This is a genomic window from Hydrogenophaga sp. (assembly GCF_035481345.1).
GTDB lineage: Bacteria > Pseudomonadota > Gammaproteobacteria > Burkholderiales > Burkholderiaceae_C > Hydrogenophaga.
In genome coordinates, this window is sequence record NZ_DATIGV010000158.1 from 1 (window position 1) to 17,118 (window position 17,118).

Sequence of the window (17,118 nt, forward strand, 5' to 3'; positions counted from 1 at the left end):
GTGGCGCTGCAGCGCGGCCGCGGGGCCGGCCAGCATCAGGCTCATGGTGCCGGCCCGGGCGCGCGCCGGGCCGCCGGACATGGGCGCATCGATCGTGTCCACGCCCAGCGGGGCGAGCCGCGCGGCAATGGCCTCGGTGTCTTCGGGGGCGATCGTCGGGCACAGCAGCAGGGTCTGGCCGGGCCGCAGCGCGGCGGCGGCCCCCTGATCGCCCCACAGCACCTCGCGGCACTGCGCGGCGTCCACCACGACCAGGGCCAGCACGCCGCCATCGGCCAGGCACTCGACCGTCTCGCGTGCGCTGGCACAGACCGTGGCACCGGCCGCTCGGGCGCGCTCGGCGCAGGCGAGGTCGATGTCGTGCACGGCCACCGGCCAGCCGCGCTCGCGCAGGCGCTGCACCATGGCGCCACCCATCAGGCCGGCGCCGATGAAGGCAAGGGGAACGCGGTTCATGCTCAGGAGGGGACCAGGCGCTTGGCGCGCGAGATCGCCAGCAGCATGCCCAGCCCCACGCCCATGGTCACCATGGCCGTGCCGCCGTAGCTGACGAACGGAAGCGGCACGCCCACCACCGGCAGGATGCCGCTGACCATGCCCATGTTGACGAAGGCGTAGACGAAGAGGTTGAGCGTGAGCGCGCCGGCCAGCAGGCGCGAGAACAGCGTGGGCGCCTCGGCCGCGATGATCAGCCCCCGGCCGATGAGCGCGGTGAACCCCACCAGCAGCACCAGCACGCCCACCAGGCCGAACTCCTCGGAGAAAGCGGCGTAAATGAAGTCGGTGGTGCGCTCGGGGATGAACTCCAGGTGCGTCTGCGTGCCCTGCATGAAGCCCTTGCCCCAGACGCCACCCGAGCCGATGGCGATCATGCCCTGGATGATGTGAAAGCCCTTGCCCAGCGGGTCCTTGGTGGGGTCCAGCAAGGTGCATACGCGCTGGCGCTGGTACTCGTGCAGCACCTGCCAGTCCACGCCGGGCGCGCACCAGCTCGACTCATTGAAGATCAGCACCACGACCCCGACGGCCACCAGCACCACGGGCGGGATGATGAGCTTCCAGCTCAGCCCGGCAAAGAAGATGACGGCCAGGCCCGAGGCCATCACCAGCAGCGTGGTGCCCAGGTCGGGTTGCAGCAGGATGAGCGCGATGGGCACGGCCAGCAGGCCGCCCGCGACGATGAAGTCCGTGGCCTTGAGCAGGCCCTCGCGGCGGTGGAACCACCAGGCCAGCATCATGGGCATGGCGATCTTCATGAGCTCGCTGGGCTGGATCACGGTGACGCCGATGTCCAGCCAGCGCTGCGCGCCCTTGCGCACGATGCCGGCGAACTCCACGCCCAGCAGCAGCGCCACGCCCACGACGTACACCGGCAGCGCCAGGCTCATCAGGCGCTGCGGCGGAATCTGCGAAAACAGCAGCATCACGCCCGCACCGATGAGCATGTTGCGGCTGTGCTGGGCGAAACGGGTGCCGTGGTCGAAGCCGACGGAGTACATGGTGACCAGGCCGAGCGCGGCCATGCAGCAGACGATGACCAGCAGAGGCCAGTCGAAGCCCTTCATGAAGGGGATCGCGCGCTGCAGCAGACTGGGTTTGTCGAGGACGACGGCCATGGGGCGCGATTATCCTCAGTCGATGGACATTCCCGCCACGACCCACCTGCTTTACCTGCACGGCTTCCGGTCCTCGCCGCTGTCGATGAAGGCGCGGCTGATGGGCGAGCGCGTGCGTCGCCAGCACCCCGCCGTGACCTGGTGGTGCCCGCAACTGCCGCCCTCGCCGCGCGCGGCCGCGGAGCTGATCCGCCAGGTGACGGTCGACTGGCCGCGCGATCGCCTGGCGGTGATGGGCTCCTCGCTCGGCGGGTTCTACGCGCGCTGGTTCGCGCTGCAGACGGGCTGCCGGGCGGTACTGCTCAACCCCGCCAGTTGTCCCGCGCGCGACCTGGCGGCCCACATCGGCGAGCAGACCACTTGGCAGAACCCCGAGGAGCGCTTCTTCTTCGAGCCGGCCTTCGTGGACGAACTGCGGGTGCTCGAGGCCGACATCGCGCGGCTCGCGCCCCGGCACCCGGCCACCCCCGAGCGCCTGTTTGCGGTCATCGCCAAAGGCGACGAGGTGCTCGACTGGCGCGAGATGCAGGCCTTCTGCGCGGGTGGCGACGTCCGGCTGCTGGCGGGCGGCGACCACGCGATCAGCGATTTCGAGGCGCACATGGACGCGGTGTTCGGTTTCCTGCGGCTGGCCTGACGGCCGATGGGCCGGCCCAGGTGACGGCTGACATGGCCGGGATGGGACAATCCCGTCCATGCACATCCTGTTCGACGAGGCCGGCAAGTTCCTGACCGGCCGCCTGCTGTCCGAGGCCGAAAGTTCTCTTCAAGTGGAACTCGACTCCGGCAAGCGGGTGAAAGTGAAAGCGGCCAACGCGCTGCTGCGATTCGAGAAACCCTCGCCCGCCGAGCTCATGAAGGAGGCCACGGCGCTGGCCGAGGCCATGGAGCTCGAGCTCGCCTACGAATTCGCGCCCGATGACGAGTTCGGCTTCGCCGACCTGGCGCGCGAGTACTTCAGCGCCCAGGCCGGCACGGCCCAGCAGGCCGCCGCCCTGCTCACGCTGCAGAACGCGCCGCACTACTTCCGCCGGGCCGGCAAGGGCCGTTTCAAAAAGGCACCGCCCGAGATCGTGGCCCAGGCCCTGGCCGCCATCGAAAAGAAGAAAGAGCTGCAGGCCCGCATCGAGGCCTGGGCCGCCGAGCTGGTGGCCGGCCAGTGCCCCGAGCCGGTGCGCCAGCAGCTCTACCGCATCCTGTTCAAGCCCGACAAGAACGGCCCCGAGTACAAGGCCGTGGTGGAGGCCGCGCGCCAGAGCCACACCGCGCCCCTGGTGCTGCTGCAGAAGGCCGGTGCCATCACCAGCGCCTACCAGTTCCACTGGCAGCGCTTCCTGTTCGAGCACTTCCCCAAGGGCACGGGCTTTGCGGCGCTCAGCGCCCCGCCGGTGGCCGACGAATTGCCCTTGGCCCCGGTGCAGGCCTTCTCCATCGACGACTCCGCCACCACCGAGATCGACGACGCGCTCTCCGTGCAGGGCCTGGGCTCGGGCACGGTCACGCTGGGCATCCACATCGCCGCGCCGGGCCTGGCCATCGCGCCCGGCAGCGCGCTCGACGAGATCGCGCGCCAGCGGCTGTCCACCGTCTACATGCCCGGCCACAAGATCACCATGCTGCCCGACGCGGTGGTGGAGGCCTACACCCTGCAGGCGGGGCGCGACTGCCCGGCCGTGTCGCTGTACGTGGAGATCGACGAGGCCACGCTGGCCGTGGGCGCCAGCCGCACCGCGCTGGAGCGCGTGCCTATCGCCCACAACCTGCGCCACGACCGGCTCGACGCGATCGTCACCGAGGCCTGGCTTGGAGGCGAAGCGAACGCCGCGGCGCCGGCCGAGCTGGCCGGCCTGCAGCCCGCGCTGGTCTTCCTGCACCGCTTCGCGCGCGAACACAAGGCGCAGCGCGAGGTGGCGCGTGGCAAGCCCGAGACCTTCACGCGGCCCGACTACACGTTCAAGCTGGAAGGCGTGCAGGGCGACGAGCCCGCGGGCGACGAGCGCGTGCTCATCGGCACGCGCTCGCGCGGCGCACCGCTGGACCTGATGGTGGCCGAGGCCATGATCCTGGCCAACAAGACCTGGGGCCTGTGGCTGGCCGAGTGCGGCGTGCCCGGCATCTACCGCAGCCAGGCCAGCCTGCTGCCCGGCATCAAGGTGCGCATGGGCACCAAGGCGCTGCCGCACGCGGGCATCGGGGTGAAGGCCTACGCCTGGAGCACCTCGCCGCTGCGCCGCTACGTCGATCTGGTGAACCAGTGGCAGATCGTGGCCTGCGCGCGCCACGGCAAGACGGCCGCGCTGGCCGCGCCCTTCAAGCCCAAGGACGCCAACCTGTTCGCCGTGGTGAGCGCCTTCGACGCCGCCCACGCCGCCTACAACGGCTTCCAGGGCGGCATGGAGCGCTACTGGACGCTGCAGTACCTGCGCCAGAACGGCATCACCGAACTCACGGCCACGCTGATCAAGGACGGCCTGGTGCGCGCCGACACCCTGCCCCTGGTGCTGCCCGTGCTGGGCGCCGAGGGCCTGATGCGCGGCGCCCACCTGCGCGTGAAGCTCGGCGCCATCGACGACATCAGCCTGGAGGTGAACGGCACCGTCGTTGAACGCCTCGACCAGCCAGTGGAGGACGCCGCGGCGCTGGAATCCGAGGCCGAGGAGGACGAGGAAGAGCCGTTGGGCGCCCCGGTGGCGCTGGCCATCGATCTGGACGAGCCGGCCGCGGCCGATACCCCTGGGGACACCCCGCAGAACGGATAATCCCCCGCGTGAAATCCGCCCGCGCCAAGGCCGTCCACCGACTGAGGAACCTGAGCACGCTGCAGCTCGCGCTGCTCGTCTCGCTCGGCGTGCACGCGGCCCTGCTGGCGGTGCGCTTCGTCGACCCCGAGCGCTTCGACCGTGTGTTCCAGGACACGCCGCTCGAGGTGATCCTGGTCAACGCGCGCAGCGACCAGCGCCCCGAGAAGGCCCAGGCCATCGCCCAGGCCTCCCTGGCCGGCGGGGGCGACGCCGAGCGCGGGCGGGCCACCTCGCCGCTGCCGCCCGCGGCCACGGCCCGCCTGGGCGACACGCCCGACGAAGAGGTGCGCCGCCTCGAAGCCCTGATGGAGCAGCAGACCCAGTTGCTCGCGCAGGTGCGCCGCGCCCTGGCGACCATGCCACCGCCCGCCCCCGCCGCCGAGCGCCAGAGCCGCGAGTCCATCGAGCGCGAGCAGAAGCGCCAGGCCCTGGTGCGCGTGCTGGCCGAGATCGAGAAACGCATCAACGAGGAAAACGCGCGGCCACGCAAGCGCTACATCAGCCCGGCCACGCGCGAGGCGGTGTACGCGGTGTACTACGACGGCCTGCGCCGGCGCATCGAGCAGCATGGCACGGCCAACTTCCCCGAATCGGGCGGGCGCAAGCTGTACGGCGAACTCACCATGGTGATCACCGTGAACCACACCGGCCAGGTGCTCGACACCGAGGTGGTGCAGGGCTCGGGCAACCGCCTGCTCGACGGCCGGGCCCGGGCCATCGTGCGCGGCCTGTCCTTCGGCCGCTTCAACGAGGCCATGCGCCGCCAGGCCGACCAGATCGTGGTCGTCTCGCGCTTTCGCTTCACGCGAGAGGACGGCCTGCAGACCCAACTGTCGGGACAGTAGTGGTACGCGCCTTCGGTCGCTGGCTGCTGTGGTTGGTGCTCGCCGGGCTGGCGCTGCAGCTCTATTTCCTGGCCGGCATCGCGCTCATGGCGGTGGTCGACCCGCACAGCACCGCCTTCCAGCGCTCGGAGGCCTGGCGCGTGGCCGTGGCCAGCGCGCGCGGCGACACCGACTGGCGTTGGCGCCAGCGCTGGGTCGACGGCGAGCAGATCAGCCCCCACCTGTGGCGCGCGGTGGTGGCCTCGGAGGACGCGGGCTTCTTCGAGCACGGCGGCGTCGATTGGGAGGCGATCGAAAAGGCCTGGCAGAAAAACGAGCGCCGCCAGGAGCTGGCCGAGCGCCGCGCCGCGCGCAACCCCAACGGCACGGCGCGCGAGCCCAAGGTGGTGGGCGGCTCCACCATCACGCAGCAGCTCGCCAAGAACCTGCTGTTGTCGGGCGAGCGCACGATGCTGCGCAAGGGCCAGGAGCTGGTGCTCTCACTCATGCTCGAGCTCGTGCTCGACAAGCGCCGCATCCTGGAGATCTACCTCAACAGCGTGGAGTGGGGCGAAGGCGTGTTCGGCGCCGAGGCCGCCGCGCAGCGCTACTTCAACAAGCCGGCCGCGCGGCTCAGCGCGCACGAGGCCGCGCGCCTGGCGGTGATGCTGCCCTCGCCGCGCTTCTTCGAGACGCGCCAGGGCTCGGCCTACCTGGCGCGTCGCACGGGCACCATCGTCGCTCGAATGGGCGACGTGAAACTTCCATGAGGATCGCCGCCACCGCCGTGAGCTACTTCCTGCTGGGCCTGGTGCGCCTGCTCACCGGCGCGCAAGCGCGCTGGTACGGCTGCCCGCCCAAGGCCGAGCAGCGCATCTACTTCGCCAACCACCAGAGCCACGCCGACCTCGTGCTCATCTGGGCCGCGCTGCCGCAGGAGCTGCGCGTCATCACGCGCCCCATCGCCGCCAAGGACTACTGGACCGCCTCGCCGCTCAAGCGTTGGATCACCACCGAGGTGTTCAACGCCGTCTACGTCGAGCGCGAGCGCAAGGGCGACGAGGACCCGCTGGCGCCGCTGATCGCGGCGCTCGACAGCGGCGACTCGCTGATCCTCTTCCCCGAGGGCACGCGCGGCTTCGAGGAAGACCCGCAGCCCTTCAAGAGCGGCCTGTACAACCTGGCCATGAAGTTCCCCGAGGTGGTGCTGGTGCCCACCTGGATCCACAACGTACAGCGCGTGATGCCCAAGGGCGAGGTGGTGCCCGTGCCGGTGCTGTGCTCGGTGACCTTCGGTGAGCCGGTGAAGCCGGGCGCGGACGAACCGCGCGCCGATTTCCTCGCACGCGCCCGTCTCGCCGTCATGGCCTTGCGAGACATCTGATGACCGGCTTCCTGCGCGGCCTCACATCCGACCAGCAGGTCGGCCTGCTGTTCCTGGTGGTGTTCGGCCTGCTGGCGCTGGTCACGGTGGCGGGTGTGCTGCTCTCGCTGCGCGAGCGCCGCGCGCACGGCGACGACGCGGCCCTGGCCCAGCGCCGCCACGACAACGCGAACCTGCTGCGCGTGTCCTGGATCATGGCCGGTGTGTTCTGGATCGGCTGGGTCATGGGCCCTGGCGCGTCGCTGGCCCTGTTTGGCGTGCTCTCCTTCTTCGCGCTGCGCGAATTCATCAGCCTCTCGCCCACGCGGCGCGGCGATCACCGCAGCCTGGTGCTGGCCTTCTTTGTGGTGCTGCCCGTGCAATACGCGCTGGTGTGGAACGCGCAATTCAACCTCTTCACCGTTTTCATCCCCGTGTACGTGTTCCTGGCGCTGCCGGTGGTGAGCGCGCTGCGCGACGACCCGCAGCGCTTTCTGGAGCGCAACGCCAAGCTGCAGTGGGGCATCATGGTCTGCGTCTATGGCCTGAGCCACGTGCCCGCACTGATGCTGTTGCAGTTCCCGCGCTGGCTGGGCAACAACGCCTTCCTCGTGTTCTTCCTGGTGCTGGTGGTGCAGACCTGCATGCTGGTGCAGCACCTCACGGCGCGCGGGCGCCAGCGCCCCGTGGCGCCGGCCATCAGCGCGAGCTTTCACTGGCAGAGCTGGGCTTGGGGCCTGCTGGCGGGCGGCCTGCTGGGCGCGCTGCTGGCGGGCTTCACGCCCTTCAAGCCGCTGCCGGCGATGGCCATGGCCCTCATCGCCTGTGTCGCCGGATCGCTTGGCCACCTGGTGATGAAGGCCATCAAGCGCGACCGGGGCGTGACCAACTGGGGTGGCGAGCGCCGCTCGGTCACCGGCGCGGTGGGCCTGCTCGACCGCGTGGACGCGCTGTGTTTCGCTGCGCCGGTGTTCTTCCATTCGGTCCGCTGGACCTTCGGGCTGTGAACCCGCGCACTGGCACCCCATGAGAATCCTCGGCATCGACCCCGGCCTGCAGTGCACCGGCTTCGGCGTGATCGACACCGAAGGCCCGCGCCTGCACTACGTGGCCAGCGGCACCATCCAGACCAGCCCAAGGGACGGTGCGCTGCTGCCCGCGCGCCTGAAGGTGCTGTTCGACGGCATCACCGAGGTCACGCGCCGCTACCAGCCCGGGGTGGCCGTGTGCGAGATCGTGTTCGTGAACGTGAACCCGCAGGCCACGCTGTTGCTGGGGCAGGCGCGCGGCGCCTGCCTCACGGCATTGGTGGCCAACGGCTTGAGCGTGGCCGAGTACACCGCGCTGCAGCTCAAGAAGGCCGTGGCCGGCCATGGCCGCGCCAACAAGGAGCAGATGCAGGAAATGGTGAAACGCCTGCTGCAACTGCCCGGCCTGCCCGGCAAGGACGCGGCCGACGCACTGGGCCTGGCGATCACGCACGCGCAGGTGGCGCGCACCACGGCGGCCATCGAGCGCGTGGCGCCGCTGCGCGCGCGCACGCACGCCGCGTACAAGGCCGGCCGCAACTACTGAAGCAGGGCCTCGAGGTCGGCCAGGGTATTGGCCTCGTGCAAGGGCTTGTCTTCGCGCACGCGCAGCATGCGCGGGAAGCGCAGGGCCACGCCGCTCTTGTGGCGTTTGCTGCGCGCAATGCCTTCGAAGGCCAGCTCCACCACCAGCGTGGGCCGCACGCTGCGCACGGGGCCGAAGTTCTCCAGCGTGGTCTCGCGGATCACCGCGTCCACGGCGCGGAACTCGGCGTCGCTCAGGCCCGAGTAGGCCTTGGTGAAGGAGACGAGCTGCAGGCCCTCGGGGTCGGCCGGGCGGCGCTCGGTGATGGCCTCGACCACGGCTTGCGCCTCGGCCGCATCGCGCGGTGGGCGGTTCCACACGGCAAAGGTGTAGTCGGTGTAGACCGAGGCGCGCCGCCCGTGGCCGGCCTGGGCGTAGATCAGCACGCCATCGATCGTGAGCGGGTCGATCTTCCATTTCCACCAGGCCAGGCGCTCGCCGCCCTCACCCGATCGTTTCACGCGGCCGGTGCCGTAGGCGCTGTCGCGGTGCTTGAGCATCAGGCCCTCGACGCCCAGTTCGCGCGAACGCGCGCGCCACTCGGCCAGGGTCGTCCAGTCGGTCGCCGTCAGCAGCGGTGAGCACGGCAGGGGCGGCACGCAGGCGCGCGCCAAGGCTTCCAGCGCGGCGCGGCGCGCGTGCTGGGGCTGCGCACGCAGGTCCTGGCCGCCTTGCTCCAGCAGGTCGTAGGCGATGAAGCCCGCGGGTGCCTCGGCCAGCACGCGCGCGCTGAGCGTCTTGCGGCCGATGCGTTGCTGCAGCGTGGCGAAGGGCCCGGGCCGTCCCAGCGTCTCGCTGCCCGGCAGCGGCGCGGCCAGCGCGTCCCAGGCCACGATCTCGCCGTCCACCACGGTGCCGTCGGGCCACGCGGCGGCCAGGCGCTCCAGCTCGGGGAAACGATCGGTCATCAGCTCCTCGCCGCGCGACCACACCCACACGCGGCCCACGCGCTTGACGATCTGGCCGCGGATGCCGTCGAACTTCCATTCGGCGAGCCAGTCGCTGGCCGGGCCAGGCGCGGAGTCGTCCGGTTCACCCGCCAGGGCCTGCGCGAGAAAAAAGGGATAGGGCTGGCTCGGGTCGCGCACGGCGGCGTCGCCCTCGGCCGGCGCCACGATGGCGCGCCAGGCGCTGGCCGTGGGCTCGCGCTTGCCGTCGGTGTAGCCCATCATGCGCGCGGCCACCAGCTTGGCGTCCAGCCCCGCGAACTCGGCCACGGCGCGCTGCACCAGCAGCTTGCTCACGCCCACGCGAAAGCCCCCGCCCACGAGCTTGACGAAGAGGAAACGGCCCAGGCTGTCGAGTTCGGCCCAGCAGGCGAGCACGGCCGCCGCCACCGTGGCTTCGTCGGCGCCCCGCAGCGGCAGCAGGCGCTCGGTCATCCAGGCGTGCAGGCCCCGCGCGCCGCCGCCATCGGCCGGCGCGGGCAACACCAGGGCGATGGTCTCGGCCAGGTCGCCCACCGCCTGGTAGCTCTCCTCGAACAGCCACTCGGGCAGACCCGAGGCCTGCAGCGCCAGCGCGCGCAGTTGCGCGGTGCGGATGAGCTGGCGCGGCTTGCCGCCGGCCAGGAAGTACATCGCCCAGGCCGCGTCCTCCTCGGGCGCCTCGCGCAGGTAGCGCACCAGCGCGGCCACCTTGGCGTGGGTGGACGTGCTCGCGTCGAGCTCGGCGAACAGCGCGGCGAAGCGCTTCATGCGGCCGGCGCCGCACTGGCCGCGGCCTCCTGGTCGTCGTCGCCACTGCCTTCGCCGCCGTACTCGGTCTTGAAGCCCTCGGCCTGCAGGCCTTGTTCCTGCAGGTAGCGCACCAGCGTGGGCACGCTGCCGTGCGTGACGATCACACGCCCGGCGCCCGTGGCACCGATGGCCGAGAGCAGGCCCGGCCAGTCGGCGTGGTCGCTGATGACGAAGCCGCGGTCGTGCCCCATGCGGCGGCGCCAGCCGCGGATCTGCATCCAGCCGCTGGCGAAGGCGTCGCTGACCTCACCAAAACGGCGCATCCAGGGCGAGGACAGGGCCTGGCCCGGGCACAGCACCAGCGCGCGGCGCAGATCGGCCTTGTCGCGCACCTCGTCGACCGCAAGCGTGGGCGGCAAGTGAATGCCGGCCTCGCGGTAGGCGCGGTTGATCGGCTCCACCGCGCCGTGGCAGACGATGGGGCCGATGGACGGGTCCACCCCACCGAGCAGGCGCTGCGCCTTGCCCAGGCTGTAGCAGCACAGCACGCTCGCGCGGCCGGCCTGCGCGTTGTCGGACCACCAGCGGTTGACCTCGGCGAACAGTTCGTGGTCGGGCCGCCAGCGGTAGATGGGCAGGCCGAAGGTGGATTCGGTGATGAAGGTCTCGCAGCGCACCGGCTCGAAGGGCGCACAGGTGCGGTCGGGCACGGCGTTCGCGGGCGTGGGGCGGTAGTCGCCGCTGGCGACCCACACGCGGCCCTGGTGTTCCACGCGCACCTGGGCGGAGCCCAGCACGTGGCCGGCCGGGTGCAGGCTGATGCGCACGCCCTTGTGCGTGATGGCCTCGCCGTAGTCCAGCGTCTGAAGGTTGATGCCCTCACCCAGCCGCGCGCGCAGCAGCCCGGCCCCGGGCGTGGCCGCGAGGTAGTGGGCGTGGCCGACGCGCGCGTGGTCGGCGTGCGCGTGCGTGATCACCGCGCGGTCCACGCGGCGCCAGGGGTCGATGTAGAAGTCGCCAGGCGGGCAGTACAGGCCACCGGGGCGCTGGACGATCAGGTCCTGCATGGCGGGCAGTTGGGGGCGGCCTGCAGCGGGCTCAATAGCGATGGCCGGTAAGGAAAAGTACCGTGCGCATGACGCCGAAGGCGATGCGGTCCAGGATGCGCTCGCCCCAGGGCCGGCTATTCAGCGCGTGGGCTTCCATGCGGTTGCTGCGGTTGCAGACGATGTCATCGAGTTGCTCGCGCAGCAGTGCCGCGAAGCGCCGGTCGGTGGTCGTCACGTTGGCCTCGCGTGCCAGCAGCATGGACAGCGGGTCGAGGTTGGTGGACCCCACCGTGGCCCAGCGCTCGTCGACCACGGCCACCTTGGCGTGCAGCGCGCTGGGCGCGTACTCGCAGATTTCCATGCCCGCGTTCACCAGGCGCTTGAGCACCGGCCGCGCGGCGCGGTACTGCAGAAAGTGCTCGTAGCGCCCCTGCAGCAGCAGGCGCACGCGCACGCCGCGCTGCACGGCCATCAGCAGCGCCCTGCGCAGCTTGCGCCCGGGGATGAAATAGGCGTTGACGATCAGCACCTCCTGGCGCGCCTCGCCGATGGCCTTGAGGTAGGAGCGCTCGATGTCGTGGCGGTGCGCCACGTTGTCGCGCAGCAGCAGCGCGGCGCGCGCGTCGTCCACGCCCATGAGGGTGCTGCCCTCCTCGTCGCCGCCGCCGCCGGTGAGGCCGCGCGCCCGGTGGCCCAGCTTGCGCAGCAGCCTGGAGAAGTCGCCGCGACCAGAGCCGCTCGATCCCCGCAGGGCCTGCCAGGCCGCCGCGAACTCGCGCTGGCGTGCCGCGCGCGCGGCCTTCAGGCGCCACCAGAGCTGCTCCATGGTCTCGGTCATGTCCTGCACCAAAGGCCCCGCCACACGCAGCGAGTAGTCCAGGCGCGGCTCGTCGAGGCGGCCCAGGGCCACGTCGTCGCGGTCGTCGATGATGTTGACGCCGCCGCAGAACCCCACCGTGCCGTCCACCACGCAGAGCTTGCGGTGCAGGCGGCGCCACAGGCGCGGAAACAGCAGGCCGAAGCGGCCGAGCGGGGAGTAGATGCGCCACTGCACGCCTGCCGCGTCGAAGCGCTGGCGCCATTCCTGAGGCATCACGGGCGTGCCCACGCCGTCGACGACCAGCCGCACTTCCACGCCGCGGCGCGCGGTGCGCTCCAGCGCCTCGGCCACGCCCAGCGCCGAGCCCGCGAACTCGAAGATGTAGGTCTCCAGGTGCACCACCTGGCGCGCCGCGTCCATCGCTTCGATGAGCGCGGGGAACAACTCGTCGCCACCCACCAGCAGCACCAGTTGGTGCCCGGGCTTCATGGTCGCGTGCAGGCGTCTCACGTCAGTTCAAGGTCCGCGATCAGCGGCAGGTGGTCGGACATGCGGCGCCAGGCGCGCCCGTGCGGCACGTGGGCGGAGACGGGGCGCAGGCCACGGAAGAAGATGCGGTCCAGGTGCAGCAGCGGCAGGCGGGCGGGAAAGGTGGGCAGGCGGATGCCTTCGAAGGTGTGCAGGTCGAGCGCGGCCATGGGTTTGAGCAGTTGCGCGCTCCAGTCGTTGAAGTCGCCTGCCACCACCACCGGCGCGCCAGCGGGCACCTCGCGCGCGATGAACTGGCCCAGGCGCGCCACCTGGCGCTCGCGGCTGGCGTGCACCAGCCCCAGGTGCACCACCACCACGTGCAGCTCCACGCCGTCGACCAGCAAGTGCACGTGCAGCAGGCCGCGCTGCTCGAAGCGGTGGTCGGACATGTCGGAATGTCCCACGCCCACCACCGGCCAGCGCGAGAGCAGCGCGTTGCCGTGCTCGCCGTGTTTCGTGATGGCGTTGCTGCGGTAGACGGCCTCGTAGCCTTCGGGGGAGAGGTAGCCGGCCTGGTCCATCTCGGGCCAGCGGGTGAAGTAGCGCTCGAGCTTGCGGTGGTGGCTGCGCACCTCCTGCAGGCAGACGATGTCGGCGTCGAACTGCTCGACCGCGTGCACGAGGTTGTGGATCTCGAGCCGGCGCGCCGGGCCCAGGCCCTGCACGCCCTTGTGGATGTTGTAGGTCGCGACGCGCACCATGCTCATGGCTCGCATGATCGCATGGGCCGCCAACCCGGCGCGGCGGGCCGCGACCGTGGACCGGCCCTCAGTGGCGGGTGGCGCGCAGGTGCACGGCCACGTGCACCACCACCACCTCGCCCGAGGCATCGGTGGCCGGGTAGGCGAAGGTCTCGCTGCCGACGAAGCGGGCGCAGGGCGCGTAGGCGAAGCCTCCGGTGCCGAAGAGCCGCAGGCCGCCGGCCAGCGTCTGGCCCACGCGCAGCCAGGGGCGGGGCGAGGCGGCGCCCGGCGCGGTGTCCACCACCACCAGGGCGTCTCCCGTGAGCAGGTCGTCGGCCGCCTGCACGCCCACGCGCAGGTCCACGCGGCGGCGCCCACCGCCGGCGAGCTGGAGGTCGAACACCAGGTGCTGCCAGCCCGCCGTGCCCAGGTCGGGCAGGAAGCGGAATTCGCCCCCAGGCGGCAGGCTCAGCCGGCCCGAGGGCGGGTTTCGCTGGGTGGGCGCTGGCGACACCGACGCGCCACAAAGGCGCCGCATGAGGCGCAGGAGCGTGGCGGGCTGGATGGCGCGCACGCGAGGCGCGTGCAGGGCCCGCGCTGCGGGCGATCGGTCGGAGCGGGACATGGTGGCGGGTGAAACGCGGGGCGCGGCAGCATCCGCGACACCGGCCCCGGGCCACCCGCACGCGCGCCGGACGCCCCTCCGCGCGGCCGGACGGCATGGCCCTACTGCCTCGGCATCCCGCCAAGCCGGGGCAGCCAGGCGATGGCTTCGGCATTGGACGGTGAGAAGCAGCGCTCCACCGCGTCGCGCCAGGGCAGCCACACCTGGTCGCGGTGCTCGCGCGGTTCCAGACGCACCGGCACGGCGCGCGGCACGCACAGGCCGAACACGCGTTCGGCGTTGTGCGTGACCCCTGGCGCGTAGCGGTGGCGCCATTGGGGGTAGATCTCGTAGACGTTCTCCAGGGCCCAGTCGCGCAAGGCGTGGCCGGGGGCCTCGGCGTCCAGGCCGGTCTCCTCGCGGACTTCGCGCACGGCGGTGCGCTCGAAAGGCTCATCGGGCGTGTCCTTGGAGCCGGTGACCGACTGCCAGAAACCCGGCGCGTCGGCGCGTTCGATCAGCAGCACCTCCAGCGCGGGGGTGTGGATGACCACCAGCACCGACTGCGGGACCTTGAAGGCCCGCGCGGGCTCAACGCTCACGGCGGGGCGGGTTGAACCGCTGCCACAGGCGCCACAGCGGCAGCAGGCGCAGCGGCAACGACAGCAGCCGGCTGGGCCGGCGCGCCACCCACAGGCCGGCCACCGCCGCCAGGGGCAGGGTCAACTGGGGCGGCCAGCCGCGCAGCCAGTGCCAGACGTCCTGCACCCGGTCGGCCCAGCCGAACAGGGGTTGCAAGGACTCGGCCTGCACACCGGCGCGAATGCGCAAGGCGCGCGAACGCCGCTGCAGCGCCAGATGGCGTTGCGCCAGTTGCTCGGCGCGCGGCAGCTTCATGGATCCAGCGCCTCGCGGTCCTGCCGCAACTCGTCGATGCTGGCCGAGAACAGCCGCGAGCCGCGCAGCACGCGGGCGCGCGCCTGGCCGATGGCCACCAGCCCGACGAGAAGGAACAGGCCGGTGAACACGGCAAGCGCCGCGAGGCGGTGTTCGTCCCAGAGGGCAACGGTGATCAGGATCGCCAGGAAACACAGGCCCAAGGCCATGCACACGAGCGCGATGACCCCATAGACCACCAGGCCGGCGATGCGCAGCACCTCCTCCTGAGCCTCGACGCTGAACAGCTCGAGGCGCACCTGGGCCAACTCGACGATCGTGGCGGCCAGGCCGCGCACGGAGGCCGAGAGGCGCTGAGCGGATGGCTCCATGGCCAGGTTCAGCGACGCGCGATGAGCATGCCGATCAGCAGGCCCACGCCGGCGGCGGTGCCGATGGATTGCCAGGGATGTTCGTGCACGTACTCGTCGGTGGCGCGCGCCGCTTCCTTGGTGCGGGCCGCCACCGACTCCTCGATGTCGCCGAGCTTGTGCCGGGCGGCCAGCAGGTTTTCGCGGATGCGCTCACGCATCTCGACGACCTTGCCCTCGGTTTCGTTCGCGGTGGCGTGCAGCAGTTCTTCGGCGTCGGTGATGACGCGCTGCAGGTCGCGCACGAGCTTTTTCTTGCTGGTTTCGGTGGTGGCGTCGGCCATGGCGGGCTCCTTTGCGGCAAGTTGAGGAACGATCGATCGCACGGATCGATGGGTACGACTGCCGAAGGATACGCAGGTTCACCAGCAAAAAGGCGCCCGAAGGCGCCTTTTGCGGCCTTGTCCTACAGCTATCTCACGCGTTCTTGACGGCGTCGGGGTTGCGCAGGCGGATGTGGAGTTCGCGCAACTGCTTCTCGTCCACCGGGCTGGGTGCCTGCGTGAGCAGGCACTGCGCGCGCTGGGTCTTGGGGAAGGCGATCACGTCGCGGATGGACTCGGCGCCGGTCATCAGCGTGACGATGCGGTCCAGGCCGAAGGCCAGGCCGCCGTGCGGCGGCGCGCCGTACTGCAGCGCGTCGAGCAGGAAGCCGAACTTCAGGCGCTGCTCCTCGGGGCCGATCTTGAGCGCGTCGAACACCTTGGCCTGCACGTCGGCGCGATGGATGCGCACCGAGCCCCCGCCGATCTCCCAGCCATTGAGCACCATGTCGTAGCCCTTGGCGATGCAGCGGCCCGGGTCGCTGACCATGAAGTCCTCGTGTCCGTCCTTGGGCGCGGTGAACGGGTGGTGCACCGCGGTCCAGCGGTCTTCCTCGTCGTCGTGCTCGAACATGGGGAAGTCCACCACCCACATCGGCGCCCAGCGGTCTTCGAACAGGCCGTTCTTCTTGCCCAGTTCGCTGTGGCCGATCTTGATGCGCAGGTTGCCGATGGCGTCGTTGACGACCTTGGCCTTGTCGGCACCGAAGAAGAGGATGTCGCCGTTCTGTGCGCCGCTGCGCTGCAGGATGGCGGTGAGCGCGGCGTCGTGAATGTTCTTGACGATCGGGCTCTGCAGGCCGTCGCGGCCCTTGCTGACGTCGTTCACCTTGATCCAGGCCAGGCCCTTGGCGCCGTAGATCTTGACGAACTCGGTGTAGGCGTCGATCTCGCTACGGCTCATCTCGCCGCCGCCCGGCACGCGTAGGGCCACCACGCGGCCGTTGGCCATCTGCGCGGGCGCGCTGAAGACCTTGAAGTCCACGTCGGCCATCACGTCGGTGAGTTCGGTGAACTCCATGGCGATCCGCAGATCGGGTTTGTCGGAGCCGTAGCGGTGCATGGCCTCGCTGTAGGGCATGACGGGGAAGTCACCGAGGTCCACGCCCAGCGTGTTCTGGAACACCGTCTTGATCATGCCCTGGAACATGTCGCGGATGTCCTGCTCCGTGAGGAACGAGGTCTCGATATCGATCTGCGTGAACTCGGGCTGGCGGTCGGCGCGCAGGTCTTCGTCGCGGAAGCACTTGGTGATCTGGTAGTAGCGGTCGAAGCCGGCCACCATCAGCAGTTGCTTGAAGAGCTGGGGCGACTGTGGCAGCGCGAAGAACATGCCGTCGTGCACGCGGCTGGGCACCAGGTAGTCGCGCGCGCCTTCGGGTGTGCTCTTGGTGAGCATGGGCGTCTCGATGTCGATGAAGCCATTGGCGTCGAGGAACTTGCGCACCTCCATGGCCACGCGGTAGCGCAGCATGAGGTTGCGCTGCATGTACGGGCGGCGCAGGTCGAGCACGCGGTGCGTGAGGCGCGTGGTCTCGGACAGGTTGTCGTCGTCGAGCTGGAACGGCGGCGTGACCGAGGGGTTGAGCACCTTCAGCTCATGGCACAGCACCTCGATCTTGCCGCTCTTGATGGTGTCGTTGGTGGTGCCCTCGGGGCGCGCGCGCACCAGGCCGACCACCTGCACGCAGAACTCGTTGCGCACGTCCTCGGCGGTCTTGAACATCTCGGCGCGGTCCGGGTCGCACACCACCTGCACGGTGCCTTCGCGGTCGCGCAGGTCGATGAAGATGACGCCGCCGTGGTCGCGGCGGCGGTTCACCCAGCCCGAGAGCGTGACGGTCTGGCCCAGCAGGGCTTCGGTCACCAGACCGCAGTAGTGGCTTCGCATGGACATGACGGAA

At 70.7% G+C, this 17,118-nt stretch carries 19 protein-coding genes; 7 read left to right on the forward strand and 12 right to left on the reverse strand.

The window, feature by feature from the left end; translation table 11 throughout:
• The coding region (locus tag VLG41_RS15955) for an NAD(P)-dependent oxidoreductase (protein WP_325350382.1) at window positions 1–456 on the reverse strand (456 nt) is incomplete at its 3' end.
• Between the two features lie 2 nt (window positions 457–458).
• Entirely contained in the window at window positions 459–1,616 is a 1,158-nt protein-coding gene (gene rodA / locus VLG41_RS15960) for a rod shape-determining protein RodA (RefSeq protein ID WP_325350383.1), read from the reverse strand.
• Between the two features lie 22 nt (window positions 1,617–1,638).
• Between rodA and VLG41_RS15965 the strand changes: the two genes are divergently transcribed.
• From VLG41_RS15965 to ruvC, 7 genes are read left to right on the forward strand one after another with little or no spacing between them, the layout of a single operon-like run.
• Window positions 1,639–2,253 (forward strand): YqiA/YcfP family alpha/beta fold hydrolase, encoded by a 615-nt coding sequence (locus VLG41_RS15965; protein ID WP_325350384.1) that lies wholly within the window; start codon window positions 1,639–1,641, stop codon window positions 2,251–2,253.
• A 58-nt stretch (window positions 2,254–2,311) separates the two neighbouring features.
• Window positions 2,312–4,375, forward strand: a complete 2,064-nt coding sequence (locus VLG41_RS15970; RefSeq protein WP_325350385.1) for a ribonuclease catalytic domain-containing protein — start codon at window positions 2,312–2,314, stop codon at window positions 4,373–4,375.
• Window positions 4,376–4,383: 8 nt separating this feature from the next.
• On the forward strand, window positions 4,384–5,262 hold the full coding sequence (locus tag VLG41_RS15975) for an energy transducer TonB (protein ID WP_291021990.1): 879 nt from the start codon (window positions 4,384–4,386) through the stop codon (window positions 5,260–5,262).
• A complete protein-coding gene (gene mtgA / locus VLG41_RS15980; RefSeq protein ID WP_325350386.1) occupies window positions 5,262–6,011 on the forward strand; it encodes a monofunctional biosynthetic peptidoglycan transglycosylase in 750 nt (249 codons plus the stop codon). The genes VLG41_RS15975 and mtgA overlap by 1 nt, the downstream gene beginning before the upstream one ends.
• Window positions 6,008–6,625, forward strand: coding sequence for a lysophospholipid acyltransferase family protein (locus tag VLG41_RS15985; protein ID WP_325350387.1), 618 nt, complete (start codon window positions 6,008–6,010; stop codon window positions 6,623–6,625). The genes mtgA and VLG41_RS15985 overlap by 4 nt, the downstream gene beginning before the upstream one ends.
• Complete coding sequence (locus tag VLG41_RS15990) at window positions 6,625–7,611, forward strand: phosphatidate cytidylyltransferase (protein ID WP_325350388.1); 987 nt, start codon at window positions 6,625–6,627, stop codon at window positions 7,609–7,611. Before VLG41_RS15985 ends, VLG41_RS15990 begins: the two co-directional genes overlap by 1 nt.
• A 19-nt stretch (window positions 7,612–7,630) precedes the next feature.
• Window positions 7,631–8,179 carry a crossover junction endodeoxyribonuclease RuvC gene (gene ruvC, locus VLG41_RS15995; protein WP_325350389.1) on the forward strand — a complete coding sequence of 183 codons (549 nt, stop codon included), beginning with the start codon at window positions 7,631–7,633 and terminating at the stop codon, window positions 8,177–8,179.
• Here the strand turns inward: ruvC and VLG41_RS16000 are convergent.
• The 10 genes from VLG41_RS16000 to aspS all read right to left on the reverse strand — a co-directional run bounded on the left by VLG41_RS16000 (window position 8,173) and on the right by aspS (window position 17,111).
• Window positions 8,173–9,915 carry an ATP-dependent DNA ligase gene (locus tag VLG41_RS16000; protein ID WP_325350390.1) on the reverse strand — a complete coding sequence of 581 codons (1,743 nt, stop codon included), beginning with the start codon at window positions 9,913–9,915 and terminating at the stop codon, window positions 8,173–8,175. The two genes, ruvC and VLG41_RS16000, sit on opposite strands and share 7 nt — an antisense overlap.
• Entirely contained in the window at window positions 9,912–10,964 is a 1,053-nt protein-coding gene (locus VLG41_RS16005; RefSeq protein WP_325350391.1) for a ligase-associated DNA damage response exonuclease, read from the reverse strand. Before VLG41_RS16005 ends, VLG41_RS16000 begins: the two co-directional genes overlap by 4 nt.
• 31 nt (window positions 10,965–10,995) lie before the next feature.
• Window positions 10,996–12,255 (reverse strand): cardiolipin synthase ClsB, encoded by a 1,260-nt coding sequence (gene clsB, locus VLG41_RS16010; protein WP_325350407.1) that lies wholly within the window; start codon window positions 12,253–12,255, stop codon window positions 10,996–10,998.
• Window positions 12,256–12,272: 17 nt separating this feature from the next.
• A complete protein-coding gene (locus VLG41_RS16015; RefSeq protein ID WP_291022003.1) occupies window positions 12,273–13,013 on the reverse strand; it encodes an endonuclease/exonuclease/phosphatase family protein in 741 nt (246 codons plus the stop codon).
• 52 nt (window positions 13,014–13,065) lie between these two features.
• Window positions 13,066–13,605 carry an Ig-like domain-containing protein gene (locus VLG41_RS16020; protein ID WP_325350392.1) on the reverse strand — a complete coding sequence of 180 codons (540 nt, stop codon included), beginning with the start codon at window positions 13,603–13,605 and terminating at the stop codon, window positions 13,066–13,068.
• A gap of 101 nt (window positions 13,606–13,706) precedes the next feature.
• On the reverse strand, window positions 13,707–14,186 hold the full coding sequence (gene nudB, locus VLG41_RS16025; protein ID WP_325350393.1) for a dihydroneopterin triphosphate diphosphatase: 480 nt from the start codon (window positions 14,184–14,186) through the stop codon (window positions 13,707–13,709).
• Complete coding sequence (locus tag VLG41_RS16030) at window positions 14,176–14,481, reverse strand: hypothetical protein (protein WP_325350394.1); 306 nt, start codon at window positions 14,479–14,481, stop codon at window positions 14,176–14,178. Before VLG41_RS16030 ends, nudB begins: the two co-directional genes overlap by 11 nt.
• Window positions 14,478–14,852 (reverse strand): phage holin family protein, encoded by a 375-nt coding sequence (locus VLG41_RS16035; RefSeq protein ID WP_325350395.1) that lies wholly within the window; start codon window positions 14,850–14,852, stop codon window positions 14,478–14,480. The genes VLG41_RS16030 and VLG41_RS16035 overlap by 4 nt, the downstream gene beginning before the upstream one ends.
• 8 nt (window positions 14,853–14,860) lie before the next feature.
• Window positions 14,861–15,175 (reverse strand): DUF883 family protein, encoded by a 315-nt coding sequence (locus VLG41_RS16040; protein WP_325350396.1) that lies wholly within the window; start codon window positions 15,173–15,175, stop codon window positions 14,861–14,863.
• Window positions 15,176–15,308: 133 nt separating this feature from the next.
• Entirely contained in the window at window positions 15,309–17,111 is a 1,803-nt protein-coding gene (aspS, locus tag VLG41_RS16045) for an aspartate--tRNA ligase (protein WP_325350397.1), read from the reverse strand.
• Between the last annotated feature and the right edge of the window lie 7 nt (window positions 17,112–17,118).

Excerpts from the sequence above, each read along its gene's own strand:
- VLG41_RS16020 (WP_325350392.1), bottom strand. The coding sequence starts at position 13,605 with ATGTCCCGCTCCGACCGATCGCCCGCAGCGCGGGCCCTGCACGCGCCT.
- rodA (WP_325350383.1), bottom strand. The coding sequence starts at position 1,616 with ATGGCCGTCGTCCTCGACAAACCCAGTCTGCTGCAGCGCGCGATCCCC.
- clsB (WP_325350407.1), bottom strand. The coding sequence starts at position 12,255 with ATGAAGCCCGGGCACCAACTGGTGCTGCTGGTGGGTGGCGACGAGTTG.
- VLG41_RS16035 (WP_325350395.1), bottom strand. The coding sequence starts at position 14,852 with ATGGAGCCATCCGCTCAGCGCCTCTCGGCCTCCGTGCGCGGCCTGGCC.
- VLG41_RS16000 (WP_325350390.1), bottom strand. The coding sequence starts at position 9,915 with ATGAAGCGCTTCGCCGCGCTGTTCGCCGAGCTCGACGCGAGCACGTCC.
- VLG41_RS15970 (WP_325350385.1), top strand. The coding sequence starts at position 2,312 with ATGCACATCCTGTTCGACGAGGCCGGCAAGTTCCTGACCGGCCGCCTG.
- aspS (WP_325350397.1), bottom strand. The coding sequence starts at position 17,111 with ATGTCCATGCGAAGCCACTACTGCGGTCTGGTGACCGAAGCCCTGCTG.
- VLG41_RS16005 (WP_325350391.1), bottom strand. The coding sequence starts at position 10,964 with ATGCAGGACCTGATCGTCCAGCGCCCCGGTGGCCTGTACTGCCCGCCT.
- VLG41_RS15985 (WP_325350387.1), top strand. The coding sequence starts at position 6,008 with ATGAGGATCGCCGCCACCGCCGTGAGCTACTTCCTGCTGGGCCTGGTG.
- VLG41_RS15990 (WP_325350388.1), top strand. The coding sequence starts at position 6,625 with ATGACCGGCTTCCTGCGCGGCCTCACATCCGACCAGCAGGTCGGCCTG.
- ruvC (WP_325350389.1), top strand. The coding sequence starts at position 7,631 with ATGAGAATCCTCGGCATCGACCCCGGCCTGCAGTGCACCGGCTTCGGC.
- VLG41_RS15965 (WP_325350384.1), top strand. The coding sequence starts at position 1,639 with ATGGACATTCCCGCCACGACCCACCTGCTTTACCTGCACGGCTTCCGG.
- VLG41_RS16030 (WP_325350394.1), bottom strand. The coding sequence starts at position 14,481 with ATGAAGCTGCCGCGCGCCGAGCAACTGGCGCAACGCCATCTGGCGCTG.
- VLG41_RS16015 (WP_291022003.1), bottom strand. The coding sequence starts at position 13,013 with ATGCGAGCCATGAGCATGGTGCGCGTCGCGACCTACAACATCCACAAG.
- VLG41_RS16040 (WP_325350396.1), bottom strand. The coding sequence starts at position 15,175 with ATGGCCGACGCCACCACCGAAACCAGCAAGAAAAAGCTCGTGCGCGAC.